The organism is Bradyrhizobium sp. CCGUVB1N3 (assembly GCF_024199925.1).
Classification (GTDB): Bacteria; Pseudomonadota; Alphaproteobacteria; order Rhizobiales; family Xanthobacteraceae; genus Bradyrhizobium.
Genome location: NZ_JANADR010000001.1, coordinates 8621616 through 8645234 on the forward strand (window position 1 = coordinate 8621616; position 23619 = coordinate 8645234).

General features: G+C 60.0%; 19 protein-coding genes, 6 pseudogenes and 1 other annotated feature. Of the genes and pseudogenes, 14 read left to right on the forward strand and 11 right to left on the reverse strand.

All coding sequences use genetic code 11. The features are described 5' to 3' along the window. Positions 1-7 precede the first annotated feature (7 nt). Positions 8-310 (forward strand): hypothetical protein, encoded by a 303-nt coding sequence (locus NLM33_RS40725; RefSeq protein WP_254104044.1) that lies wholly within the window; start codon positions 8-10, stop codon positions 308-310. A 682-nt stretch (positions 311-992) separates the two neighbouring features. Here NLM33_RS40725 and NLM33_RS40730 read toward each other — a convergent pair. The 4 genes from NLM33_RS40730 to NLM33_RS40745 all read right to left on the reverse strand — a co-directional run bounded on the left by NLM33_RS40730 (position 993) and on the right by NLM33_RS40745 (position 4582). Next, the gene (locus NLM33_RS40730; RefSeq protein WP_254103610.1) at positions 993-2030 is read right to left on the reverse strand and encodes an IS110 family transposase; all 1038 of its coding nucleotides are present in this window, start codon (positions 2028-2030) and stop codon (positions 993-995) included. Between the two features lie 410 nt (positions 2031-2440). Then, entirely contained in the window at positions 2441-2635 is a 195-nt protein-coding gene (locus NLM33_RS40735) for a hypothetical protein (RefSeq protein WP_084801991.1), read from the reverse strand. Between the two features lie 213 nt (positions 2636-2848). Then, on the reverse strand, positions 2849-2995 hold the full coding sequence (locus tag NLM33_RS40740; protein ID WP_210164197.1) for a hypothetical protein: 147 nt from the start codon (positions 2993-2995) through the stop codon (positions 2849-2851). A 355-nt stretch (positions 2996-3350) separates the two neighbouring features. After that, positions 3351-4582, reverse strand: a protein-coding gene (locus tag NLM33_RS40745; protein WP_254094988.1) for an IS3 family transposase whose coding sequence is annotated in 2 segments (ribosomal slippage) — positions 3351-4291 and positions 4291-4582 — 1233 coding nt in all. Because the reading frame shifts where the segments join, the coding sequence is not laid out codon by codon here. Next, positions 4182-4298, reverse strand: a sequence feature (AL1L pseudoknot). (Overlaps the previous gene by 117 nt.) 542 nt (positions 4583-5124) lie before the next feature. Here NLM33_RS40745 and NLM33_RS49970 point away from each other — a divergent pair. The 4 genes from NLM33_RS49970 to NLM33_RS40760 all read left to right on the forward strand — a co-directional run bounded on the left by NLM33_RS49970 (position 5125) and on the right by NLM33_RS40760 (position 7586). After that, positions 5125-5526 carry a papain-like cysteine protease family protein gene (locus NLM33_RS49970; protein WP_371930170.1) on the forward strand — a complete coding sequence of 134 codons (402 nt, stop codon included), beginning with the start codon at positions 5125-5127 and terminating at the stop codon, positions 5524-5526. A 364-nt stretch (positions 5527-5890) separates the two neighbouring features. Further along, positions 5891-6319, forward strand: a complete 429-nt coding sequence (locus tag NLM33_RS40750; RefSeq protein ID WP_198031974.1) for an NUDIX domain-containing protein — start codon at positions 5891-5893, stop codon at positions 6317-6319. Between the two features lie 207 nt (positions 6320-6526). Beyond that, positions 6527-6958, forward strand: coding sequence for an NUDIX hydrolase (locus NLM33_RS40755; RefSeq protein WP_254104046.1), 432 nt, complete (start codon positions 6527-6529; stop codon positions 6956-6958). Positions 6959-7109: 151 nt separating this feature from the next. Beyond that, positions 7110-7586: a hypothetical protein gene (locus NLM33_RS40760; RefSeq protein ID WP_254104048.1), complete on the forward strand. Its 477-nt coding sequence runs from the start codon at positions 7110-7112 to the stop codon at positions 7584-7586. Between the two features lie 387 nt (positions 7587-7973). Here NLM33_RS40760 and NLM33_RS40765 read toward each other — a convergent pair whose 3' ends face one another. Beyond that, positions 7974-8207, reverse strand: coding sequence for a hypothetical protein (locus tag NLM33_RS40765; RefSeq protein WP_254104049.1), 234 nt, complete (start codon positions 8205-8207; stop codon positions 7974-7976). Between the two features lie 164 nt (positions 8208-8371). Between NLM33_RS40765 and NLM33_RS40770 the strand changes: the two genes are divergently transcribed. Then, the gene (locus NLM33_RS40770; protein WP_254104050.1) at positions 8372-8716 is read left to right on the forward strand and encodes a hypothetical protein; all 345 of its coding nucleotides are present in this window, start codon (positions 8372-8374) and stop codon (positions 8714-8716) included. Between the two features lie 447 nt (positions 8717-9163). On the opposite strand, the gene NLM33_RS40780 is transcribed toward NLM33_RS40770, so the two are convergent. Beyond that, complete coding sequence (locus tag NLM33_RS40780; RefSeq protein WP_254104052.1) at positions 9164-11242, reverse strand: hypothetical protein; 2079 nt, start codon at positions 11240-11242, stop codon at positions 9164-9166. A 992-nt stretch (positions 11243-12234) separates the two neighbouring features. On the opposite strand from NLM33_RS40780, the pseudogene NLM33_RS40785 reads away from it, so the two are divergent. Together NLM33_RS40785 and NLM33_RS49510 are read left to right on the forward strand one after the other, a co-directional pair. Further along, positions 12235-12609 (forward strand): annotated as a pseudogene (locus NLM33_RS40785) (ArdC-like ssDNA-binding domain-containing protein); the annotation flags it as partial. Between the two features lie 802 nt (positions 12610-13411). Continuing rightward, positions 13412-13741 (forward strand): annotated as a pseudogene (locus NLM33_RS49510) (reverse transcriptase domain-containing protein); the annotation flags it as partial. Positions 13742-13765: 24 nt separating this feature from the next. Here NLM33_RS49510 and NLM33_RS40790 read toward each other — a convergent pair. Both NLM33_RS40790 and NLM33_RS40795 read right to left on the reverse strand, forming a co-directional pair. Next, positions 13766-14677: a hypothetical protein gene (locus NLM33_RS40790; RefSeq protein ID WP_254104054.1), complete on the reverse strand. Its 912-nt coding sequence runs from the start codon at positions 14675-14677 to the stop codon at positions 13766-13768. Then, positions 14661-15992 carry a recombinase family protein gene (locus tag NLM33_RS40795; protein WP_254104055.1) on the reverse strand — a complete coding sequence of 444 codons (1332 nt, stop codon included), beginning with the start codon at positions 15990-15992 and terminating at the stop codon, positions 14661-14663. The genes NLM33_RS40790 and NLM33_RS40795 overlap by 17 nt, the downstream gene beginning before the upstream one ends. 368 nt (positions 15993-16360) lie before the next feature. Here NLM33_RS40795 and NLM33_RS40800 point away from each other — a divergent pair, with 368 nt between their 5' ends. The 3 genes and pseudogenes from NLM33_RS40800 to NLM33_RS40810 all read left to right on the forward strand — a co-directional run. Further along, positions 16361-16534 carry a hypothetical protein gene (locus NLM33_RS40800; protein WP_254104057.1) on the forward strand — a complete coding sequence of 58 codons (174 nt, stop codon included), beginning with the start codon at positions 16361-16363 and terminating at the stop codon, positions 16532-16534. After that, positions 16504-17521: pseudogene (locus NLM33_RS49975) on the forward strand (reverse transcriptase domain-containing protein); the annotation flags it as partial. The gene NLM33_RS40800 and the pseudogene NLM33_RS49975, both read left to right, overlap by 31 nt. 67 nt (positions 17522-17588) lie before the next feature. Further along, positions 17589-17885: pseudogene (locus NLM33_RS40810) on the forward strand (DDE-type integrase/transposase/recombinase); the annotation flags it as partial. A 54-nt stretch (positions 17886-17939) separates the two neighbouring features. On the opposite strand, the pseudogene NLM33_RS40815 reads toward NLM33_RS40810, so the two are convergent. Continuing rightward, positions 17940-18428: pseudogene (locus tag NLM33_RS40815) on the reverse strand (transposase); the annotation flags it as partial. A gap of 84 nt (positions 18429-18512) precedes the next feature. Between NLM33_RS40815 and NLM33_RS40820 the strand changes: the two are divergent. After that, positions 18513-18848, forward strand: a pseudogene (locus tag NLM33_RS40820) (transposase); the annotation flags it as partial. A gap of 11 nt (positions 18849-18859) precedes the next feature. Then, positions 18860-19057 (forward strand): transposase domain-containing protein, encoded by a 198-nt coding sequence (locus tag NLM33_RS40825; protein WP_254106124.1) that lies wholly within the window; start codon positions 18860-18862, stop codon positions 19055-19057. Positions 19058-19197: 140 nt separating this feature from the next. Here NLM33_RS40825 and NLM33_RS40830 read toward each other — a convergent pair whose 3' ends face one another. Both NLM33_RS40830 and NLM33_RS40835 read right to left on the reverse strand, forming a co-directional pair. Then, on the reverse strand, positions 19198-20508 hold the full coding sequence (locus NLM33_RS40830) for an HlyD family type I secretion periplasmic adaptor subunit (RefSeq protein WP_254104059.1): 1311 nt from the start codon (positions 20506-20508) through the stop codon (positions 19198-19200). Further along, positions 20505-22265 (reverse strand): type I secretion system permease/ATPase, encoded by a 1761-nt coding sequence (locus NLM33_RS40835; protein ID WP_256570588.1) that lies wholly within the window; start codon positions 22263-22265, stop codon positions 20505-20507. The genes NLM33_RS40830 and NLM33_RS40835 overlap by 4 nt, the downstream gene beginning before the upstream one ends. Before the next feature lie 986 nt (positions 22266-23251). Between NLM33_RS40835 and NLM33_RS40840 the strand changes: the two genes are divergently transcribed. Further along, positions 23252-23608 (forward strand): Nif11-like leader peptide family natural product precursor, encoded by a 357-nt coding sequence (locus NLM33_RS40840; protein ID WP_254104061.1) that lies wholly within the window; start codon positions 23252-23254, stop codon positions 23606-23608. Positions 23609-23619: the final 11 nt, after the last annotated feature.

Here is a 23619-nt window from a genome sequence, read left to right on the forward strand (position 1 = left end):
CACCCTTTTGGCACATTCGATGCCGGGAGCGGGCGTCGTCCACCACATCATTTTCGACGGATACAGCGGGGGCGTCGGCAGGTTGATGTCCGCTTCTGCCCGCAAGCGCCGAACCGGGGCCGGGCCAGAAGCGTTGCGTTTGGATGCGCAAGAGCGCCATGACCGGCGCTTTGCCTTGCGGTTGATATGCGAGCTCGTGCAGGTGCTTCCGTGGGGATGCGATGGTGCTGAACTCCTCGTGGAAGACAGCCTGCCTCTCTGGAAATATGACGGGATCACGGCGATGGTCTCGGATGATGACGATCTTTGAGATAAGAAGATGGGCCGACGACCGCGCCCTGTGATGGAGGCTGTTGCGGCGGGGAGGGAAGCGTGCGCCTTCCAAAAGCCAATCGAACGAGCGCGAGTTGCTTGCGGCACGTTGCCGAGGATGGTGCAAACCGGCGGGAATGAAACACATGGCGCGGCTTAAATGGAGGAGCACGCTTCTCATCTCGGGCGCGTCCACCATGCGCAGCGGGCTCTATGAGCTGCGCTCACCGAGTCTCACGCCTCGGCCCGTCGGGTCACGATCGCCTCGCGCAAGACATAAGGTGCGCCTCGCCGGGGACACCCGCAGGAGGGGCTCGCCTTCCACCTACTCCGAGGCTTCGGAGGACAGGTCGGCGATCGCTATCGCTGCCCATCCTGTCGGGTGCCCGTCGGGGTTGGAACGTCAAGTACCAAATCTGATCTGATTATCGCATTGTGGCTGTGCCTTCCGAACCTACCTTTGACGTCAAAGCTATCCGGCGATCGCGCTTCTCTTCGAGGTCGGGATCCCCGCCTCATGATGATGTTCGTGAAGAAGTGGCGGGACCATCTCAGGGACGCAGTCACGGAGCGATCGGCTCGCGCTGCAGACCGGTTATCACCCTCGCCATTCCTCGTCCTACCGGACTCCTTGACAGCCTTTCGGCCGTGTTCTGCTGATCAGTTCATTCATTCGGGTGTCAGGCTGCCGCTGTGGCCTCCGATCTCTCCCACCGGAAGTCGCTGCCGTCGCACCACATACGGTGCAGGATGACGGATATCTTGCGAGCCACCGCGACCAGCGCATTTTTCATGGAGCTGCGCTTGGCGATGCGGATTCCCCATGCCTTTAGCGAGCACCAACGTCTGGTGTTGACCATCAATGAGTGCGCGGCTTCAAAGAGATGCTCTCGAGCGAAGGCATCGCCGCATCGGGTGATGCGCCCGTTGTAATCGACCTCTCCGGATGCGTATTTGCCTGGGGTCAGTCCAAGATGGACGCCAACATGCCGTGATTTACGGAAGCGGCCTGGGTTGTCGATGGTCGTCTTGAATGCCAAAGCTGTCAGGGGGCCAACGCCAGGAACCGTCATGAACCGGCGGCAAATAGCATCGTTCCGAACCAGGCGCCCAATCAGGCGCGTCAACACGCGTGCCTGCTCGCCGAGCATGCGTCGGGCCTCGAGCAATGGAACGACGAGAGCCTGTAAATCTCCGTCAGCCACGATCAGCTCGCGTACACGTTCTTCAAAGCGGCTTTGGCCGATAAGGCCCACTTTGAACCCGAAGGTTCGAAGTGCCGCCCGAATATGATTGTTGAGGTCGCGTTGCTTGTCGAGCAGGCACCGACGACTGCCCATCAATGCTCGTAGCTTTTGGCTGTCTTCTGATTTGATGTGAACCGCCTTAAACCATCCTGTTCGCATCATTTGCGCGAGCGCGCGAGCATCGTTGCGGTCCGTCTTGATAGTTTGAGCTTGCATCACGCTCTTTGCGTGCCGGGTCTCAACACAAATGACCGGCAATCCGCCTTCCGAAAGACCCTTGTGCAGCCAGGAAGAACATTGACCGGCTTCCAGCCCAACGCGCTGCAAAGCGAAGCGGGTATTTCTCAGCCAGGAAATTAGCGCCTCGGGCTCGGTATCCGTCACTCCTTCCCGGACGATATTTCCATCTTGATCAACGATGCAGATCGCGGTGCGCTTGAGAGAGACGTCGAGTCCAGCGAAGTAATTCATCAGGATCGGCGAATCGATCGGACGTATTATGCGCCCTAGAGGTCGGTGCCCGGTTACTTCATCTCACCGCTGCACTCGTTCCGCGTGCCGTCCTCGCGAGCGAGGACGTCGCTATGCTCACGCGGCCCGGGTGCCATTTCAGGTGGGCGATGCGCCGTCGCAGCGCCCCACAGGGGCCTAGCGGCCCCCAGGCCGTCAAGGCCAAGCCCCTCATGAGGATGAGGGCGGAAAACGGCGGGCCGTGTCGTCGCTGCGCTCCGGCCCGCGCCAGCCCCGCTCGTTTTCCGGCCTGTGACGGCCAACCCCTGCTCATTGGCGCTGGCCTAGTTCCGGTTGCATGCGCAACCGTGTCCGTTGGCGATCACTGCGCGGTATCCGGTGTGACTTCGGTTTCCGACGTGGCGGGCCGCTCAGGTCTTGCCACGCGTCGGCGTGGACGGAAGCGGAATCGGCCGAGCTAACGAGCGGGATGCACGCGATGGGTTACCCGCCCAGACTTCGTATTGATCGGCAAGCTTCAAGAGGCGTTGCTTCGTAAACGGATCAGCCGTTTCAGCGATGTCGCGAACCTGCGAAGCCCGCGCCCGATAGAAATCCTCGTCCATGAAACACCAAACTCATGTTGCGACTGAATTATCCAGATATAGCGCTCGATTCGGCCAGGAGTCTGCTTCTTTTGCGCGATAGTTAAGCGCATTCTGGAATCGTTCAGCCAGCTTGCGCCAGCGCCGGCTCGCTCGGTTTTGCCGGGTAGGGCGCGCAGTACCCCTGCTCGCCGCGAATTGCCCCGCCGAGCTGGCGCGCGCATCGAGCAAACGTCATTGCAGCGTAGGCGGACCAGCCCCCATCGTTCTTGCCAGCAGGCGGTCTTTAAGCTGGCGGATTTTGTCCAACATCTCATGAGCCTCGTCGGCATCGCGGGCGTGATGATTGACGACGCCGCCCGTCAGAAATGCTATGGTCAACGTTGCGTCTGAAACATCTTCGTCAATAAGGGCCGTTGCCAGCTTTTCAGCGAGCTGCGTTGCGCGGGCCAGATATGATCGCCCGTCACTTGTGACGGCACGGGCCGTACCGGTTCTGCCATTCGAAGCTATCCTTACGTCAGGGAGTATTCGTAGCATCTACCTGAGCGTTTCCTTGGTTCGAATCATATCAGGCAGCCTCGGCGAGTTTGTAGGACCAAGTATGGATGACCGGATGGCCGCTGACGTCGTCGATGCCGGCTATGATGCGCTGCTTCAGCTCGTGTTTTGATGTCACCCGGATGTGGCGCAATACTGAACCGCCCCGGGTTTGCCGGAGGCAATTTGGTTTAAGTTATGCCGCCATGGCGGGTTGTTCCAGCATGGCGTAGTAGCGTTGCTCGGCTTCGGCCGGCGGGATGTTGCCGATGGGCTCGAGGAGCCTTCGGTTGTTGAACCAGTCCACCCATTCCAGCGTCGCGAACTCGACGGACTCGAAGCTGCGCCATGGCCCGCGCCGATGGATCACCTCGGCCTTGTAGAGGCCGTTGATGGTTTCGGCGAGAGCGTTGTCATAGGAGTCCCCGACGCTGCCGACAGAAGGTTCGATACCAGCTTCAGCCAGACGCTCGGTGTATTTGATCGAGACGTATTGGCTGCCCCTGTCGCTGTGGTGCACGAGCCCGCCGCGATGGACCGGCCGGCGATCGTGCAGGGCCTGTTCCAGCGCATCGAGCACGAAGCCCGCATGCGCCGTGCGCGAGACCCGCCACCCCACGATCCTGCGGGCGTAGGCATCGATGACGAAGGCGACGTAGACGAAGCCGGTCCAGGTCGCGACATAGGTGAAGTCGGAGAGCCAAAGAACGTTCGGCCTTGGCGCCCTGAACTGGCGGTTGACGTGATCCAGCGGGCATGGCGCGGCCTTGTCGCTGATCGTGGTCTTGACGGGTTTGCCGCGGATGACTCCTTGCAAACCCATGTCCCGCATCAGTCGCGCCACCGTGCAGCGGGCAACATCGAAGCCTTCCCGCTCGAGCTGCCGCCAGACCTTGCGCACGCCATAGACCCGGAAGTTCTCATCGAACACCCGCCGAACCTCGATCTTCAGGGTAGCGTCCTGCCTGGCGCGCGCCGACAGCCTGGCAGGATCGCGCCGCCTGGCCACATGGGCGTGGTAGGTCGAAGGGGCGATCGGCAAGACCTTGCAGATCGGCTCGACCCCATGCGCCCCACGATGATCGTCGATGAAGGCGATCATGGCTTGGACCGGCGGTCGAGCTCCGCCATCGCAAAATACGCGCTCGCCTTGCGCAGGATCTCATTCGCCTGCCGAAGCTCACGGTTCTCCCGCTCCAGCGCCTTCAGCTTCTCGGCCATGTCGGTCGGAACGCCGGCCCGGTGTCCGCTATCGACTTCGTCCCTCTTGACCCAGTCGTGCAGCGTCTGCGGTGTGCAGCCGATCTTGGCCGCAATCGAGGTCACGGCCGCCCACCGCGACGGGTGCTCGCTCGCATGATCCAGAACCATCCGAACCGCACGAGCCCGGACCTCGGGTGAAAACTTGTTCGTCGTCTTGCTTGTCATGGCTCCATCCTCTCAGGAGTTGGAGCCTCCGGCAAACCCGTGGCGGTTCATACCGAGCGAGCAAACTTGGAGAAGAAGCCCTCGACCGAGGAGTCCGCCAACACTCAATCAGTTCTAGCGCAGGATTATTGGAATCGATCGTCTAGGTAGTGCCAGCGTGCGAGAGATTCGGCCCGAAAAGCGTTGCACTGGTCAACTACTAGAACTTGTAGTCGCCACAACGGGCCTACCGTTGGCGATACGCTAAAGCGTTAGAGGAGCCAGGCGAACGGATCGACGTGGTTCATCTTCGCTGTCTGCAGCAGTGTTGCGACGCTCGCCCAGGTCCCTGCACCACCATCGCTACCAGCGAGGAGACTATTTTATCTCGTAGTTGTTCGCGGGGCGCGAGAGGAATGAATGCGCTTGGCTCGCTGTTTGCTCGACTCGCCTTAAACTTATTGAGGTGTGCTGTGCTAAACATACGTTTGAATGTTCCGCTTGTCGGCCAAGAGCATGGTTATGATGGCCAACCGATCATGCGACGAGATTACCAGGGAATTATGCGGCGGTCTGGGGATTGCGCGTGTTGGTATGCTTCCGCTTGTATGGTGTCCTATTACTTTCGCGCGGGGCCCCGCCTGGGTTTGCCCATGCTTTGGCGGCCCGACTTAGGCCTCCCCCGAAACTGTTTTGACGATTTGGCTTTGATCGAAGGATTGGAGTGGCTCGAAAAGCCATATGGCGGATTTACCCCAAATTTCATCGCCGAGACGTTGCGGAGGCGAGGGCCAATCTGGGCTGCGGTAACGCTAGCACCGGAGGATAAGCATGTAGTGGTACTGACCGGCGTGCGTGGATATACGCTACACTTCAATGATCCCCAACCCCCAGAGCGTGCAGAGATTGGCTTCTTTGATCTTGAGCTCGACGCGCTTTGCGTCAAGAACCGCGATTGGCCGTGAACGCTCTGCCGCAAGGCCCTTCGCACAGGACTGGGACGCCAGTTGAGCGGAAGTAGCAGCCATGCAGGCGTAGGGTTGCTGAGAACTTTGGGGTGATAGAGTGGCGGGCTTTTGGGGTGCGATTGGCGTCTTTGCACTGGGTGGTATCGGCTGGATAGTAACGTCGTGAACAGGCGTCCGACCCAGACTACTTTGCGATCGATCCGATTGGGATCATAACCTTGCCTAAGGATATGGTGAACTGACCATCGCCGGTTTGCGGCGCGCAACTGATCCCCCGCTATCGCCTGATGAACTGGCTTCTATCCAAGAAGCAGAAGCTTTACGTATCGGCATGCGCGTCAAGACAACGAGGAACCAAGGCTTGGCGGAAGTTATCGAAGAAACGAACGTGGCGTCGTTTCGCATCGTCGTCGGCATCGTCTGCAATGACGGCAAGGTTCTGCTCGTTAGGCGGAACAAAAATACTGAGGGATTGAACTGGATGTTCCCTTCGGGAAAAAAGCTGCCCACGGACGTCGAAGTCGATGTCATCGAGAAGGAAGTGCAGGAAGAGGCTGGCATTGCCTGCACGGTGGCGGGGAAAATCGGCGAACGCGTGCATCCGCTCACAAAGTTTCATTGCGTATACTACCACCTCGAGCCGGCCGGTGATCTGCCAATCATCAATGGCGATCCTGTTGAGAATTCGGCAGTCGAGTGGACGCCCATAGGCCGAGCCATTCGTGCTGTAGGGGCTCATCTTTCTCCCGAGGTCGAGAAATTTCTCAAGACCCAGGTCGCGAAGGCCTAACCGTCGGATAGCCCTTCGAAATCCGCGAAATAGCACCCTTTGATTGTTCTGATGCATTATTGCATCACAAGCGGGCGTAGGTGAGCTGCCCCTCTTGCGGAAAAAGCGAACGGCGAGTAGTGAAACTGTGGTTGATTGCGTTGTCCGGGGTGGGCACGATTAAGCTATTGGAGAATCGGTATTTTTTATGTTGGTGGTCGAAACGGCATGCGAACCAAGGGTGACTGGAAGAAGATCGCTTTGGCTGTCGTGGTTCGTGATCGCGGACCTCGCCGGGACGTGCTCGTTATTGAGCGCTCTGGCGACGATGGGCGTTGCCCAAAATGGGTGTTTCCCGGAGGCAAAGTCGAGAAGCAGGAGAGCGTTCCCGATGCAGCACGACGCGAATTGCGAGAAGAAACCGGGGTAGTTGCAGCTGACGCGTTTCTTATCGGTAAGAGGCGGCATCCGGTTTCAGGTGCCCACGTGCACTATGTCGGATTTCGGGCGATCGAGAGCGAGGCCGTGAATCTGACGGACTCGAAAGTCAAAGCAGCCAACTGGATTCCGGCAGACAAAGTGCACGATGTTCTCGGCCCAACGCTCTATGGAGCCGTCGCCAACTACATATCGTCTCCGCAATTGATGTTGAAATTTTAAGCCGCTGTCGCTCGCGCTCCCCAGAGGTGTCCGCGAGCGAGTGCCACACATTCCCAATTCTTCCGTTCTGATTCCCAATCCTTCCTATCCGAAATACTGTGCGACTTCGCTAAACCGGAATCTCCTATCAACCACAACAAAGGAGATGTCCATGAAAGTCGTCACCATCGGTAAAAGACTGGTCCCCGTCGAGCAGGTCGCGTTCGTCGAGCCCTTCGATCCTTCCGCCAATCCCGAGTTCAAGCCGGAAAAAGACTTCAAGGCGCGCCTCGTTCTGCTAAATCGCGACGTCGTTCTCACCGAACAGACACCGCAGGAGTTCGCAACCGAGCACGAACTGCACCTGTTCGCCGAGGACAGCGTCGCCGTCAATCGGGAGATCGTGTTCAAGGTCGAGACGTTCGAGCCGACCGAGAGCTTCAATCCCGCAAAGCCCTACAAGACCAGGCTCAAATGGCGCGACTTCGGCGGCGGCGAACAGAGCAAGCTGCTTCTGACTCCGCCCGAGACCGTCATCGCCGAACTTCTTGGCGCCAAGGAAGAATTGGCCAAGACGCCAAAGCGTCCGGCACGGCGGGCAGGAAGAGGCCGCTCGGGCTCCCGCAGAATGGAAGCTTTCCGCACCTAGTGAAGCGCAGAAAAATACAAGTGTTGAGAGCGCCAGGGGTTTTTCGCATGAGATCTACGTGGCCTCGAATTCGACAATGGCGAAGACCATCCTATGTTGTTGCCTTTTGGTGCGTGTCGCAAAAAGGCCTGCAGATAGAACCTAACGTGCACGGATAACCGTCCGCCGCAAGGGTCAGTCCCTCGCGCGCACGCGCGCACCTCTCGGTGTGCGGCGTCCGTCCCTCCGCGTCCCTTCGGTCGCCAGGCACGGCCGGTGGCCGCAAACAAGGAGAGACGACAGCAAGGAACGCTTCGATATTCACCGGCATCTCACCGACCGCATCGTCGCGGCGATCGAGGCCGGTGCGGGACCATGGCTGATGCCCTCGCCGCGCGCGGGAGCAGCCTAAGGAATGTACAGCACGGCAAGGAGTGCGCGCGCGGCGATGGCGCAGAGAACCACTGTCTTACCGATCACCGCGCGTTTCTCGATTTGCTCGGCCGCATATCCGAAACCCCCAGCGAGATTGCGCAAGCTGTCTTGTTCGAGCCCTCCCGGCGAATGCTCGGCCTGTTGCAGGTAACCCTGCTCGAGCCGCCGGAACTCTTCCGCCCGCAATCTGCGCGCACGCACCGACATACGCATTGTCCGTTCCAACTAGCTCCAACCAGCTCACCAAGATGTCCGAAGGCTATCCGCGAACTGCGGGCCGGATGTGACCGCCGGCCTACCAGATCAGATAGTTGAGACGGCGAGATCACGTCAGCAGACTCCGCCGAATCTGCCGTTCGCGAGGGCCGGTGATGAGTAAGGAAGGAAAAGGCGAAAAGGGAGCAATGAAGGGCGGAGGACGGCACGAGTTCTTTGTGGTGAATCTGAACAATGAAAAGCTGAAGGGGCACGTTTTGTGGAGAAGCAGCGGCAACGAGATCAAGCTCGATGTCAATGGTCTTGAGCCCGGCAGGGGTTCGCCGCGAAAGCAGTTTTTCCCGTCGAGCGGTAACCGGGATTATTGGCGCTGGTCCGAACGGTTCAGGGAGTACCAGCTGAACTGTTACGATGGCGACACCTATGCCGTCGTAACCATCAGCCGCTACGGAATCGGGGTGCTTGTTACCGCCACGAGCCCCGATACATGGAAATGGTAGCCTAGCGCGGCGCGGCGCTGCCCTTCGCGGCGTCGACCATGGCCGCAGTCCCACGCCTCATCCAACTGGCCCAACTTGTCCGTCACCGTCGCCAGCCTGAGAGTTGCGGGCGGACATCCCTGTCGTTGCCAAGCAGACACCCCATCCGCTCCGCGTGCTCAGACCGTCCACGCGGTGGCGATAGCTCAATGCTTCCGTCCGCTCTCGCGTGCCTTGCCATCTCTCCTAAGGGTCGGCAGGAGAACCTTCTCGATATAGGTACGGAAGCTCACGCCATCGATTGGCCCCTCGATGAACCATGGCGCATCGTTCCGGTCATGGCGCACGCCGGTTTGCGTCGTTGCACTCTCGGCCGATCGCCGAGAGACTATTGGCAGGCGGGCAGCCCCTTCGGCACTGCAAGGCCCGGGCTCACACAGACTCACATCTTGGAGCCAGTCGGATTGTTCAGCGACGAGCGTGATGCTTGAGATATAGGCTCTCATCACACCACTGCGCCGTGTAGATCTCGTTCCTGATGGCAAACGCTCTCGTGGGCTCAACGTCGGTCGGCAGGAGGTCCCATTGGCGCAGTAGCCAGAGCATGGCATCTGGGAGGTATTGGTCGCCGTGAGCAAAGTCCTGGGGAACATACACTCCGATGTCCGGAAGGCCGTACAGTGCCTGCGAACCGCCTTGCCCGGAGGACGATGCACCGGCTGTGGACGATGCCGCTACCGCAAATGATGGAACAGTTCCGGGGCGCACCTCCACCGGTCCCTGGTGTTCAAACCCAGGTTCCGGAATCAGCATAACGTCACCGCCGAGTAAATTATTTAAGGTCGCGACCTCGCTTCTTCCTGTCGCTGCCCACTGCGCCGAATACGATCGATCAAAGATCCTCAGATGTGTCGGCCGACACGGCCCCGGCAGGAGTCCGTGTGTGTCGAGTGCGCGGATGAGCTCGTGGGGAGCCGGTTGGCTGCCATGCTGCCAGCCCAAACCAACCAACCTTCCAAAATCGTCCTCCGACGGGCGAGCGACGAAACTCGATGACGCTTCCGAAGTACCGGCAAATGAAGATCGTCCGGTGGCTTGATCCCACGGCGGCGAAGCATCGCCGGTGCCGCCCACAAACGGGGGAGGTACCTGCGACGCGCCGTGCTGCGGAGCGCTTTCGGCCGCCGCATCGTCCAGAAGCGACATGATCAGTTCTTGATCGCCCTCACCGAGGTCGAAGTCATCTAGGACGCCGAAGTCATCTCGCCATCCCGCAGCCTCCGGCGATGCGCCGTGCTGCGGAGCGCCTTCGGCCGCCGCATCGTCCAGAAACGGCTTGAACAGTTCTTGATCGCCCTTACTGAGGACGAAGTCATCCGGGAAGCCGAAGTCATCTGGCCATCCCGCAGCCTCCGACGATGCGCCAGGCGCCGCCGAGCCGCCGTACGCCGAGGATGGCTCCCCACGTCCGGCAGGCGATAATGGCCGAAGCACAGCGGAGGCCGGGGTAACTTGAGCATCGTGACGCGGCTCATAGCTCGTGGACACATCCGGCGCGACAACCATGTACTGAGTGCCCGGCCCGGCGCTCGATTGCGCCTGCGCGCGGCACAATTTTCGAAGGTGCCGCAATGCAGCCGACAGATGTTTCTCATAAACGCTATAGTGTTCAGCATCCTGGGTCAGTGTATCGTCGTACAGGCGGCTAGCTATCGACCTCTTTTTTTGCGCCTGGAGCCAATTACTGAATCCGCGTAGAGCAGAAGCGTAGACGCGGACAGTGGCTGGTTGCACAGGCAAGTGTGCCATCCTAAAGCCGGAAATAAGCCTCTCATCCTCAGCACACATCGCTTTGACGGGGCCAGCGCGGCTGGGGATAACATGCCCGACCGGCCTCCCGGCAACGACGTTTTGAAAGCGTTTCAACGCCCGCGAAAGAAGTTGCCGTGAATAAGGCTCGAGGGTGCGCATATAGACCTGAAAATCGGCATTTAGCTGGTGGTTCAACCGATCGGCCATTGGCTGCCTTCCAGTCTGGCGAAGCCAGGCGCCGAACTTATGCGCTGCGTTTTCCAGCGTCTCCCAGTACTGTTTTGTGACCTCGCTTTCGGCTTCCATTGCGGCTCTTGAAATGAGTTGCGCATCATTTTCGAAGAGCTGTTTCTGCCGGTAAGAGGCCCTGGGTCCGGGGGTAAGACGCACGATCGCCCTCCCGGCAGCGACAGCTCGAAGGTGTTCCAACGCTATATAAAGAACTCCTCGGTCAGAATCGCTGAGCGCGGTCGTATAGGCCTGCAAATCGCCATCCAGCTGGCTCAACCGACCGGCCAGTGGCGGCCTTCCAGTCTTGCGAAGCCATCCGCTAAACTTTCGCGCGACGCGACTCTTCCATAGCAGGTAACGTCTGTTGGAGCCGGGTTCCTCGGCTTGCTTTGCGAAGAGAGCAATTAGTGCCGCATCATCTTCGTAGGGGCCCGGTTCCGGCTGGGCGGAAGAGTCACCGGATGAGCCGTGCTTTTGCTTTTTGTGCGGGGGACTGTCCGTCATCGTCGATCCCTCCTTCAGAACTTACTCAGCGCGTAATCAGTCAACCACCTTCCTATACCCGCCTTGGTGTGCAAATGATGATGAAGAAGACGAGACGGAGTGTGCTCACCCCGATCGCCGCCGCCCAGCTTTGGTAGGTCCGCAATTCTACGATCTGTGTGAATGTGGAGCCTGTTGATGAATGGAGCCACCCCACCCCAGCCCAGCTGGCTGAAGCGGCGGCCAGGGATCGAAGTCGTCGCCCGCGATCGTGCGGGACTGTCGCCCTATCCTGATCAATTCACCTCCTCCCGCTTTTGGCGCTGAGGTGGAGAACTTGTTACGATCTAACTTCGGACGCGGGAGGTTGGCATGGACCCAGACAAATTCGATCCATTCGTTCCAAAAAATTTTTGATCCATTCGATCCAGGTTGGCATCAGGCGGACGCCGAGACGGCGCAACATCAGGTAGGGCCGGCCACCCAAGGGGAGGTAGACCAGGTCGCGCACGAGGACTTCGAGCAGCACTTGACCGAAGAGCGCCAAGGCGGTGCTGCTCCCGTCGCAGGGGGCCCGCCGCGTTCAAACCCTTACTATCCTCATCTGTCCGATAACGACCAGAACCTCATCAGTTCGGCTCTCGAGGCCGAGGTTGTGTGCGGGAATCTAACGCGCGCACGGCTTCGCCGGTCGGGCTCTACGCCACCCGCTTGCGCGGGCGTCACCGAGCCCCGCGAGAGCGGGTCTCGGCCAGAGGTAACGATCCTTCGCGCAACATAGCCAGACAGCCTGCGGCTGGCTTCATTTCATTAGATGCTTCAGGGCCTGCGGCCCCCCGACCGTCAAGCCCAGGCCCCATGAAGCCATGGAGCGGAAAACGGCGGGCCGTGTAGTCGCTGCGCTCCGGCCCGCACCAGCCCCGCTCGTTTTCCGGGCTGTGACGGCCGACCCCTGCTCATTGGCGCTGGCCTAGTTCCGGTTGCATGCGCAACCGGCAAAAAAAGGCAGCACAATGAAAACCGATGTCTATCAGAAGATCACCGATGAGATCGTGTCCGCGCTCGAGAAAGGCGTGCGCCCATGGCATCAGCCATGGAAAGCCGAGCATGCCGCTGGTCGCATCTCACGGCCCCTGCGCGGCAACGGCATTCCCTATCAGGGCATCAATGTTCTGATGCTGTGGTCCGCCGCCATCGATCACGGCTACAGCGCGCCCATCTGGATGACGTTCAAGCAGGCCTTAGAGCTCGGCGCGCACGTCCGCAAAGGCGAGAGCGGTACGCTTGTCGTCTACGCCAACAAGATCATTCGCAAGGAAACCGACGCCGAGACCGGCGACGAAGCCGAACGCGCCATTCCCTTCATGAAGGGGTACGCTGTGTTTAACGGTGCGCCGTAACGGCGCATGTAGGAAGTAACTTCAAAACAGAAAGGAGTTCAAGGTAGCTGATAATGACTTGTACCCACCAAACCAACCTTGGCCAGCAATGGCTGCAACTTCGAAAGGAGCGAGGGACAACAGCATGTTTGGAAAAGGCTCGAAGCATCAAAACCGTTTGCGATGCAGAGAGTCAGGGTAAGACGTGCAAGGTGAAGGCTACACTGCCTGAATCTCAGTTTGCAGCGGCTTACGACCGAAGCAATGTCGCAGAACGGTTGACGCGGCATATCGGATGGGAAGAGGACGGGGCGTTGAAGTCCTCTTTGATCGAACGGCTCGCAAGAGCGGTTCGTGGATCAGTCCATCCGGCGCATCCTCTATATGGAGGGGTAAGTGAACGAACGAGGCACCTAAACACGTCGCATCTTTCTACACGCGTAATTACGGGATGCCCTACAGCAGGCGACGGAGCAATCCGACGGCCTGTATGGGCACAGAACCGCCATAGTACCCAAACGCTCGGAGTAACGTCCGAGACAGCCGCCGGGCAACCGGCGGACGGTTGCCGGAATAAGCGCGGGGCAACTCGCGTGAAAATCCGGTCAGCCGGAGGAAGGGCGGTAGCAACTGTGATTCAATCCACCGTGACGGAGGCGTGCTAATGCTGCCAAGTACCGTCGCACGGGCTGTTGAATCACTCCCGACCGTTGTCAGGTCGGATCGGCGGGTCAATGGACTCTTCCGCCTGATGAAAAGCTCGCCCCTCTGGGTGCAAGCTTATCAGAAGATCGCGCCCAACAAAGGTGCGATGACGCCGGGTGTGGATGGCAAAACCTTCGATGGCTTCTCGCCGGGAAAGGTAGCGTCCATCATCAGTCGGCTTGCGGACGGGACATATCGGCCCCAGCCGGTACGTCGGGTTTACATCCCGAAAGCCAACGGCAAGAAAAGGCCGCTTGGCGTACCAACCACGGAAGATAAGCTCGTTCAGGAAGTGGTAAGGTCGCTGTTGGAACAAATCTATGAGCCGTTGTTCTCGAAACACTCTCATGGATTCAGACCGGCGCGATCCTGCCATACGGCCCTGGACGGTATCCGGTCTGTCTGGACCGGCGTGAAGTGGCTGGTCGATGTCGATGTTGTCGGGTTCTTGGATGTTGCGTCATACTACACCTTCAGTGTTTTTGAGAGGGTCGAAGAGGTCCGGAGCAACTGCAGGGACTTGAATTCGTATGCCTTTTGCCCGTCCGCGATAGACGTGAACGGCCTTAAGCTCGCCGCGCTTTACACGTTGCAAGATGGTTTGCCGCGAGACGCCGAGTAGATTCATGGCCTTGAACATCTTCACGTAACCTTCCGGCGCGCTCTCCACAAAGCGCGACCGCAGCTCGTCATTGATACGGATGCGCCACGGCGCGCCAGGTGTGATCTGCTCTCCGGCAATGAAGCCATCGTTGAGGCTGCGATGCAAAGTAGAGGGTGCGATCCCGAGAGCGCGTGCTGCTTTCTCGATCGTCATGCACTCGCCGTCCTGCACTTGCTGTTTCGGCTCGAAGCACGGGATCTCCCAGTGCGTCCGCAGGCTCGACACACGATTTGCCGTAAACGACAGTCCTGTGGCCGTTGTACGGCCTTGGCGATTGAGGATGCCGGCGATCTTGGTGTCGGGATAATGTGCAGCCAGTCGTCGCAGCAGATCGATCGTATCGTCGGCGGTGCGGATCGGCGATGGATGCGAGTGCGGCAATGGGACATTAACTTCACTGAAGAGACCGCCGCGCCAACGCAGCGTCAGGTGAGCATTGTATTTATCGCGCTCGACTCTCAAGGTGACATCGTCGAGCAGCGTGCGGAGCAACTCCTTGCGATCGCGATCGCTCGTCGTGGGAGCGAACCAGATACGCTTGAGGTCTTTACCGAGTGCAAGGATCGCGTCGCGTTCTTCGTGCGTAAGCGAGCGCGGTCGGGCATGTTCGCGGTCCGAGAGTTCGGATTCGGCAGTCTTCAGTTCCAGCAGAGCGCTTTCCCATTCGGCTTCGAGTCCACGCGCGACGAGTCTATTCTCCGGGTCCACGGCGCGATAGCGTCGCTCGGCGCGCTGCGCCTTGTAGCGCGCGCTCGACGTCGCGACGGAACTGCGCGAGAGTCGTCTCGTGATCGGCGTCGAATTGCTCGATCGCCTGGAGCGAGGCGTCCATGCCTGCGGGCGCGAGAGCCGCAAGGAACGCTTCGGCGACAGCCGCATCAATCTGCACACCGCCGATGTTGAGGCAGTACTCGCCCCGGCCGTTGACGATGTTCTTGCCGGCGCAGTGGTATCCGGGCGCCGAGAACCGGCCGCTGTAGTGTACGGCCAGGCGCCGACCGCAGTGTCCGCATACGGCGAGGCCTTGCAGGAGTGCTGCGCCTTCTCTCACGGCACCCCCGCTCTGGTGCGGTCGAGGACGGATGTTCTGCGCCAGGCGTTTCTGGTTCGCCTCGAAGGTATTCCAATCGATGTATCCGGCATGATGGTCACGAATGAACACCGGCCACTGCTCGCGGTCGCGTTGTCTGATGCGCTTTCGGATTCGACCGCTCGCATCGAGATAGCATATCTGCTGGGTGCGGCCATACACATAAACGCCGGCATAGAACGGGTTGGTGAGGACCTGGTGGATCTTTGTGTAAGTGGGGGCGACCCAGCGGAGATCGACAAGGCTGTTGGAGTGCAGCGGAAAGCGCAGGCCTTGCGAGCGGAACCACAGCCACACGCGTCGTGCCGAGCCGAATTCGGCAAAGCGGCCGAAGACAGCATGGATCGCGGCTTGCACCGACTGGTCAGGATGCAACAGCACCTCCCCGTCGGCGTCGCCCCGTACCAAGCCCACCGGCAGCCCGCGGTGCAGTTCTCCGCGTGCGGCCTTGTTGCGGATGCCACCGAGCAGGCGCGCACGCAGCACATGCGGCTCTGCCTCTGACATCGTACCTTTGAGCCCGAGCACCAGGCGGTCATTGAACAAGCCCGGATGATAAATCCCATCTCCATCACCGATGAGCGTGTGGGTCAGGCCACATAGATCGAGCAGACGGTACCAATCAGCATTATTGCGCGCTAGTCGCGAGACTTCCAAGCCGAGCACGATGCCAACCTGGCCGAGGCCGACCTCCGCGGTCATACGCGCGAAGCCGGTGCGCTCGGAAAGGCCGGAACCGGAAATACCGAGGTCCTCATCGATGACCTTCACCTGATCGCGTCGCCAACCAAGCCGCGCGGCGCGTTCGGCTAACTCGTACTGACGGGCAGTGGACTCGCGATTATGCTCGACCTGCGTCGTACTGGACTGACGCACGTAGACGATTGCGCATCGGCGTAGGTGCTCAGCGGTGATCTTGCTCAGTTCGTTCATCGTTGTGATCTCCGGCAGTGGCGATTGCTCGGGCGATTAGTCGGGCGAGTCGCAGCACGAGATGTGCGCGCTGCTCTTTATCGAGGGCCTCCCATACGGGTACGGCCCCGCGCTGAGGTGGTGGGTCGAGAAAGCTTAGCTGCTGCATGGCTGTCCTCCGATTCCGGTGGCAGGACAGTATGCGCGGCATCCAATTGCCGCAGCAAAGCGTCGACGATCGTCCGGGCGTGCAGCAGCTCGGCGTGGGAAGCCAGGAATGCCGCTCGAGCGCATTGCGGGCTTGCACGCGGTAAATGTTGTGCGATAGGCAGATCTGTCCACGCGGCCGGTACAAGGGCACGGGTACCATCGGGCAGTACAAGCGTCAGATGAAGTTCGCCGCGTCGATGACACCAGCCAAGCACATTAAGCGCAGATCCCTCGAAGGGATGGCGCGACCGAACGATGGTTACCTGATCGGGATAGTCGTCGAGATGATGAGCGCGGTGGTGGGTAATCTGTCGAGTAGTCTTTCGACACGGTCCATCATCGGCTACTCCTGAAATGCGTACGTCGGCGCATCAGGGACCTGCGATTCATTGATCTGCTCTGGCGAATCCTCAAAGCCGGCCACGTTGACCGTGGCTTGTTCCTCGCAGCCAGTGAAGGTGTTCCGCAAGGCGGCGTTCTGTCGCCGCTCCTATCCAACATCATGCTCCATGAGTTCGATTGTTGGCTGGAGGCGAAATACCTGAACAAGAAAGTGAGGAAGGATCGTTGGGCGTGGAACTTCGGCATTCAACAGGGTCGTCCGATCACGGTTCGAGAGAACCGTGATCGGAAACCTGCTGTAGCCTTTTGTCGCTATGCCGATGACTTCGTCGTCATCGTCAAAGGGACGAAGGCCCATGCCGAGGCCGTCCGCGAGGAGTGCCGTGCCTTTTTGGAAGGCAAGCTGAAATTGACGTTGAATATGGAGAAAACCCATATCACCCACGTCAATGATGGCTTCGTCTTTCTGGGGCATCGGATCATTCGCAAGCGGGGATCAAGCGGGCGGATGGCGGTCGTCACGACCATACCCAAAGAGAAGGCCAAGGCATTCGCGCACAGACTGTCGAAGGTCCTCTCTGGTGACCACGATCTTGCCAAGGTCGATATGGTGGACCGCCTGAACCGCCAACTGCGGGGCTGGGCGGCTTTCTACAAGTACACGGACTTCACTGCGACCACGTTCCGGCACGTCGATCATGTCGTGTTCTGGAAAATGGCGCACTGGCTGGCGAGAAAGTATCGGAGCCGCATCAAACCATTGATTCGGAGCTGGTATCGAGCACCAGTCGCTGGGCGAGCCAAGACCTGGTTTGTCCACGGAGTCAGTGAACGAGGCCATCGTGTCGGGAAAGCACTGCACCGATTGGTATCCAGTCCAAAGGGGCAATTCCGATGGAGGAAACCCGGAAACGAATCCCTACATCTTCAGGGAGGAGTCCCGGAAGACCATCACCTCGCGATATCGGGATGTCGCAATGGCCATGGGCCAGACTTGAACGGAGAGCCGTATGCGCTGAAAGGTGCCCGTACGGTTCGGGGAGGAGAAGCGCGTATGCGCTTCTTACTCCATTCAAGATCACCGGCTGGGGTTGGTACTATCTCTCGACCGTGCTCGACGACTTCTCGCGCTACATCGTGGCCTGGAGGCTTGGTCCGACGATGTGCGCCTCCGACGTCATGGGCACGCTCGATCAGGCACTCGCAGCGTCCGGCCTCGACCACATCACCGTCACACAGCGACCTCGGCTTCTGAGCGACAATGGGTCGAGTTACGTGGCAGACGATCTGGCCATGTGGCTCGAACAGAAAGGCATGCAGCATGTCCGTGGCGCTCCGTATCATCCCCAGACCCAGGGGAAGGGGATGTCCCGATCGCTGTTGAACTAGGTCGGGCCGACGTTGCCGGAATGAATGTTACGCGGCCCTCGTGACGTGGGCAACGGGGTTGATCGTCATGCGATTGTGGCGAGCTTGAAGAGCCGCACGCAGAACCGACAATTGCTTATGCGCCTTCAATCGTCGGAAGCCCTTGTTGGCCTCGATCATGCCGGCCGCGACCCATCGCAAGGCCATACCGGCATCCCGCCAGCGTTTGACGTTGCGCGTGACACGGCGAATGGTGCCCATCATGTTCTCGGCGATGTTGGTACAGGCGAGCGATCGACGAAGCTCCTTCGGCAACTTCAACCGGACGACAGTCAGGATTTCATCGAGGCCTTCGAGGATGCTCGCCGCTACGCCGGGCCATTGCTGGTCGAGTCGACGCGCGAGATTGCGGATCAGTTTTTCAGCCTTGTCGGCGTCATCGAGCTCCCAGGCCTGGCGCAGCACCCGACGGGTGGCCGCATGATGCTCTTTCGGCAGGCGTTCCATGATGTTGCGCGCCTTGTGTGTGTTTCGGCGTGGGGTCTCGACCATGATCGGCGTAGGGTCCCGTCATCTCAAATCAATGAAATCAACGGCCTGAAAGGGTCTCGACGCCGCCGATGGGGGGGGCAATGTTCGATCAGTATTCACAATCCCCACGTCCATTGCGTCGTTCCGGGTGGCGGCCTCTCGCCCGATGGCGCGCGCTGGATCGGCAGCCGACCAAACTTCTTCCTGGCCATCAAACCGCTCGCCCGGCTGTCCAGACGCCTGTTCCTCGAACGTCTGACCTCCGCCTTCGACGCTGGCACCCTGAACTTCTTCAGCGATCTCGCATCCCTGGCGGAGCCTGCTGCCTTCGCAGCTCACCTCGTCGCTATGCGACGCATCAACTGGGTCGTCTACGCCAAACGGCCGTTCGGCGGCCCCGCGCAGGTGCTGGCCTATCTCGGCCGCTCGCATCCATCGTGGCGACCTGTAAGATCAACGACGTCAACCCGGTCGCCTACATCGCCAAAACGCTCACGGCGATCATCGCCGGCCATCCCCAAAAGCGAAATCGACGACCTCATGCCATGGCGGTTCCGCAAAACATTTACGAGCGATTGCGACGCCAACATTCTAAGCCTGATGCGAGAGGGCTTCGCGGCGAGGTTGACCATTAAGAACGGACGAGCGCGTAGTCAATGACATCTTGATGGCGGGCCGGAAGAACTGGAACAACATAAGGGGTAAAAATCGCGTTGTCTTGCGAACGCCTCGGCCACGCCGTTTTCTGCTTCCGAACCATATCTTGCGTGCGTCTTTACCGCTCACGCCAAGCGTGCATCAACTGATCCGAAAGCGGCTTGACAAGGTAAGACATGACTGTGCGCTGACCGGTTTGAATGAAGGCTTCGACGGGCATCCCGGCGATCAGCTTCACGCTCTTTAGCCGTGCGACCTGCCCGCTTGGTACGGCGATGCGGGCCAGATAGAAGCTTGCTCCGCTCTTCTCATTTACCGTGACATCGGCGGACATGTGGACCACTTCGCCGTTGAGCTGCGGAGTGGTGCGCTGGTTGAGAGCCGTGAAACGTAACAGCACAGGCTGGCCCAGTGATACACGATCAATTTCCTCCGGAGCGATGTGCACCTCTACGACAAGGCAGTCTCGGGCGGGAACTATTAGCATGATTGGCTCGCCGGCACTGATGACACCGCTGACAGTGTGGACTGCTAGCTGATGCACCGTGCCGTCCTGTGGCGCGCGGATGTCCACACGGTTGAGCTGATCCTCAGCGGCCACTCGTTTCTCGACCAGTTCCGCGGTCTTTGCACGAATCTCGGCGAGTTCCCGTCCCACTTCAGTGCGGAGATCCTGATCGACCTGCATGATCCGCAGCGTGGTCTCGGTAATCCGGCCTCTGGCTTCGGCGATCGCGGCGACCAGCGCGCCCCGTTCACCGTGCAGGCGCGTTGCGTCTCGCTCGAGGGCCGTGACCCGCGTGATCTGGACGAGGTGCTTGCTCCACAACTCGCGGACGCCGGTGAGCTCCCGGCTGATGAACGTTGTCTCGCGATCTTTCGCCTGAATCTGCTCATCCAGCCCACGGATCTGCTCCAGAAGTTGGCCCGTGCGCTCGTTGAGTTGCGCTTTCTTGCCGGCGCTGGCGGCGCGCCGAAGCTCAAATAGCTCGCGCTCGCCGGCGATCACCCGCGCTACGTCCGGATCTAACGCGCGCGCGGCAAGCTCGGCGGGAAGGTCGAGGTGATTTTCGTCGTCGCGCTCTGCCTCGAGTCTAGCTTGGCGCGCCGCCAGTTCGGTCAGGTTCTTAATGAGGATCAGGAGATTGGCGCGCGTTACCGTCTCATCAAGCCGCACCACCACGTCACCGGCCTTCACCTCGGCGCCCTCACGCACGTTGAGTCGGGTGACAACGCCGCCAGTCGGGTGCTGTACCTTCTTGATATAGCTGTCGACCACTAGCATGCCGGACGCAATAACCGCACCGGAAAGTTCGGTCGTGGCTGCCCAGGCGCCGAAGCCGCCGGCGAGCACAATGACACCCGCGAGGGCGGCGCACATGTGCCGGCGGATCGAGAGCGAAACCGCGCCCACCGGGTCGCGCTTCATTGGCTCGCCTCCTCGATTACCACCTTACGCGGTGGTACTGGTGCCGAACGCAGGGTCATCTTGGCCAGCAGCCGATCCTTCGGCCCAAGCGCCTGCACGCGCCCCTCAGACATCACCATTAGCTGGTCCACCGCGACGAGCGCGGTGGTGCAATGTGCGACGACAATGACAATGCCGCGCCGCGCTCGCACTGCCATCATGGCTCGTGTCAGGGCTTCGTCGCCCTCAGCGTCGAGATTGGAGTTGGGTTCGTCGAGTACTAGCAGGAACGGATCGCGGTAGAGCGCCCGCGCGAGCGCGATGCGCTGGCGTTGCCCTGCAGAGATTGACGATCCGTCCTCGCCAATTTGCGTGTCGTAGCCGTTCGGCAGTCGCAGCACCATCTCGTGCACACCGGCCGCGGTTGCGGCGGCGATCGTCGCCTCCGAGTCGGCGTAGGGATCAAACCGGGCGATGTTTTGCGCTACCGTGCCCGCGAACAGCTCGATGTCCTGCGGTAGATAGCCGATATGTCGGCCGAGCGCCTCCGAATTCCACTGTTCGAGGGCGGCGCCATCGAGCCGCACCTTGCCGCCCAAAGGCGCCCACACGCCAACCATCGCCCGCACCAGCGATGACTTGCCCGAGGCGCTCGGGCCGACGATGCCGAGGCCCTGTCCTGGCTTCAGTGCGAAGGAAGCTTCACGCACCACCACGCGCTGTTCGCCGGGCGGCAGTACTGAGACGGCCTCGACGGTGAAGACTCTGCACGGCGGCGGCAGTGGTGTTTTCTCCTCCTCGGCCGGGAGCTGGACCCAGTACTGCTGCAGACGTGTCCAGCTCTGCCGGGCGCGAAGCAGGCTTTTCCAGTGGGCGATGGTGAGTTCAATGGGGGCGAGTGCGCGCGACGTGAGGATGGCCCCGGCGATGATTATTCCGGCGGTTGCCTCTTGGCGAATAACCAGATAAGCGCCGACGCCAAGCACAGCAGATTGCAGGACCATGCGCAGGACCTTGGAAGTGGAGCCGAAGCCGGCAGCGATGTCAGCAGTACGCCGCTGGGAGGCCATGTAGCTGTCGTTGACCTCGGCCCACCGCGTGGCGAGGTGCCCGCGCATGCCCATGGCCTGCAGCACCTCAGCGTTTCGGCGGCTAGCCTCGGCCAGTACGTTACGCTGCGCCACACGCTGGGTCGTCTCCTTCGTCTGCGCGCGCGTCAGACGGTCGGTGAAAAGAGTCAACGAAATCAGCACCAGCGAGCCGACCAGCGCCGTGATCCCGAGCATTGGATGGAATAGGAAGCAGATTGTGAGATAGAATGGGATCCAGGGTAGGTCGAACAGAGCCGTCGGGCCAAGCCCGGAGAGGTAGCTGCGCACGTGATCAAGATCGTGCACCGGCTGCAGTCCGTCGCCGCTCGCCCTAGCGCACAGCGGCAAGCGCGCGATGACGTCGTAGGCTCGCGCCGAGAACATACGATCAAGCCACTCGCCCATCCGGATGAGAATGCGTCCGCGCAGAATCTCGAGGAAGGCCTGCAACAAATAGAGGCCAACTGCGAGCACCGTGAGGCCGATGAGCGTCGGCACACTGCGGCTGGGCACGACGCGATCATACACTTCAAGCATAAAGAAGGAGCCTGTCAAATACAGAACATTCAGCATCGCGGTGATCAGGCCGAGTCCGACCAGTACGCCGCGGCCGGCGCGGAGCAGCTCGTGCGCGCGCGGCGGCCGATTCTCTTCTCTCGCCCGGCGGTCTCCAGAGCTTGTCGCCATTTCTTGACCAGCATAACAACCGACGCCACTACGCGCACGGGGAAGATCACTGGAACAGCGGCCAACCTCCTCGGGATACCCAACAACCCGGCCGCACCTCGCGGCGATTGCCTCGACGAGGCGCCCCACCAGACGGCGAGAGTATCCGGCACTGGACTACTCCGCAGCAAGACAGTGTGACCACGGGTGGCTCTTGCTACACATGGCAGTGTCGCCTGCCGACTCGCAACCACGGAGCGTGCGCCACATTCAGTCGGTTCAACGCTGCCAGGACTCCTGGTCCGCAGGGGCAAGAAATGGCTACCAGCAGCATGTATACTCGGGCCGAGCACGAAGCAGCCCTTCCTCTCAGAGGGGCGCCGGTGTGTGTGCCAAGAAACACATAGGAAGGCGAGCTTGCGTTCAGCCCGTGATCCCTTTGTGCTCGGGCATGACCGAGAAGCAGAGCTATGGGCAAACTGACAACGCTCGATGCACCAATGCCCGTTACAGCCGAATGTGGTTTGCGCTGATGAGGATCGGTCCGCGTACTACTGTTCTCTTCACCGTGCTCGGCTCTTGAGAGAATCCGGTCGGCTCGCGGCGGGCCTCAGGCCGACGGACCACTTGTTGAATCGCGATAGCATTTCATCAGGGCTGCCTTGTAAGTCTTCCGTGCACTTATCGATGCCATGGGTATCTCCCAGAAGTAGCGCGTCCATTCGAGCGCAAACCTAATAGCTGCAATCTACCTAATAGCAATCTAAAAGGCTGATGACTCCCAAATCTAGTAGGGCACTGCGGACGCCTGATGGGTCGGACCCACTCTCAATCATTCGTTTCGTCGCGACAACGTGTGTCCACAAGCCGACGCTGCTCACGGCGAAACAATGCGATTCTCAGTGATTTGCAGTTTGGCGCGGCGCTTGCATTGCTCTCGGTGTCATCACCGATCCCCTAGGGCGATCGGGGCGCTTGACGACATCGAGAAATCCGGAGGGTGAGACATGTCACGAGCCGAGGTAGAGCGATTCGTCAATGATCTGTCAAATGACGCTAATCTGCTAGAAAACGTAAGGCCGAGCGCGACAGGTCTTGGGTCGCTTGTAGCGAGCGGAAATAGCCGCGGCTACACCTTCACCCTTGACGAAGCTAAAGACCACCTCCGATCGATCGGCGTACAGACGGCGACGACTAAGCCTTTCGACACGCTGGCAAGCGACACCGCGACTTCAACTGTGCAGTCAGCTGAGGTTGTTACCTCTGTTGTGGAGGCAGCAGAGGTCACCACCACCACGGTGCAAGACGTGGAAGCGGCCACTACCGTCACTGCGGTAGCTGAGGCAGTTGTGGTCTTAGTTTGAACGCGTTTCTT

Bases quoted from the DNA above. Each gene is read 5' to 3' on its own strand.
- NLM33_RS40730 (WP_254103610.1), bottom strand. From the start codon at position 2,030: ATGAATTACTTCGCTGGACTCGACGTCTCTCTCAAGCGCACCGCGATC.
- NLM33_RS40735 (WP_084801991.1), bottom strand. From the start codon at position 2,635: ATGGACGAGGATTTCTATCGGGCGCGGGCTTCGCAGGTTCGCGACATC.
- NLM33_RS49970 (WP_371930170.1), top strand. From the start codon at position 5,125: ATGCGGCGGTCTGGGGATTGCGCGTGTTGGTATGCTTCCGCTTGTATG.
- NLM33_RS40755 (WP_254104046.1), top strand. From the start codon at position 6,527: ATGCGAACCAAGGGTGACTGGAAGAAGATCGCTTTGGCTGTCGTGGTT.
- NLM33_RS40760 (WP_254104048.1), top strand. From the start codon at position 7,110: ATGAAAGTCGTCACCATCGGTAAAAGACTGGTCCCCGTCGAGCAGGTC.
- NLM33_RS40765 (WP_254104049.1), bottom strand. From the start codon at position 8,207: ATGTCGGTGCGTGCGCGCAGATTGCGGGCGGAAGAGTTCCGGCGGCTC.
- NLM33_RS40770 (WP_254104050.1), top strand. From the start codon at position 8,372: ATGAGTAAGGAAGGAAAAGGCGAAAAGGGAGCAATGAAGGGCGGAGGA.
- NLM33_RS40780 (WP_254104052.1), bottom strand. From the start codon at position 11,242: ATGACGGACAGTCCCCCGCACAAAAAGCAAAAGCACGGCTCATCCGGT.
- NLM33_RS40795 (WP_254104055.1), bottom strand. From the start codon at position 15,992: ATGAACGAACTGAGCAAGATCACCGCTGAGCACCTACGCCGATGCGCA.
- NLM33_RS40800 (WP_254104057.1), top strand. From the start codon at position 16,361: ATGAAGTTCGCCGCGTCGATGACACCAGCCAAGCACATTAAGCGCAGA.
- NLM33_RS40830 (WP_254104059.1), bottom strand. From the start codon at position 20,508: ATGAAGCGCGACCCGGTGGGCGCGGTTTCGCTCTCGATCCGCCGGCAC.
- NLM33_RS40835 (WP_256570588.1), bottom strand. From the start codon at position 22,265: ATGGCGACAAGCTCTGGAGACCGCCGGGCGAGAGAAGAGAATCGGCCG.
- NLM33_RS40840 (WP_254104061.1), top strand. From the start codon at position 23,252: ATGTCACGAGCCGAGGTAGAGCGATTCGTCAATGATCTGTCAAATGAC.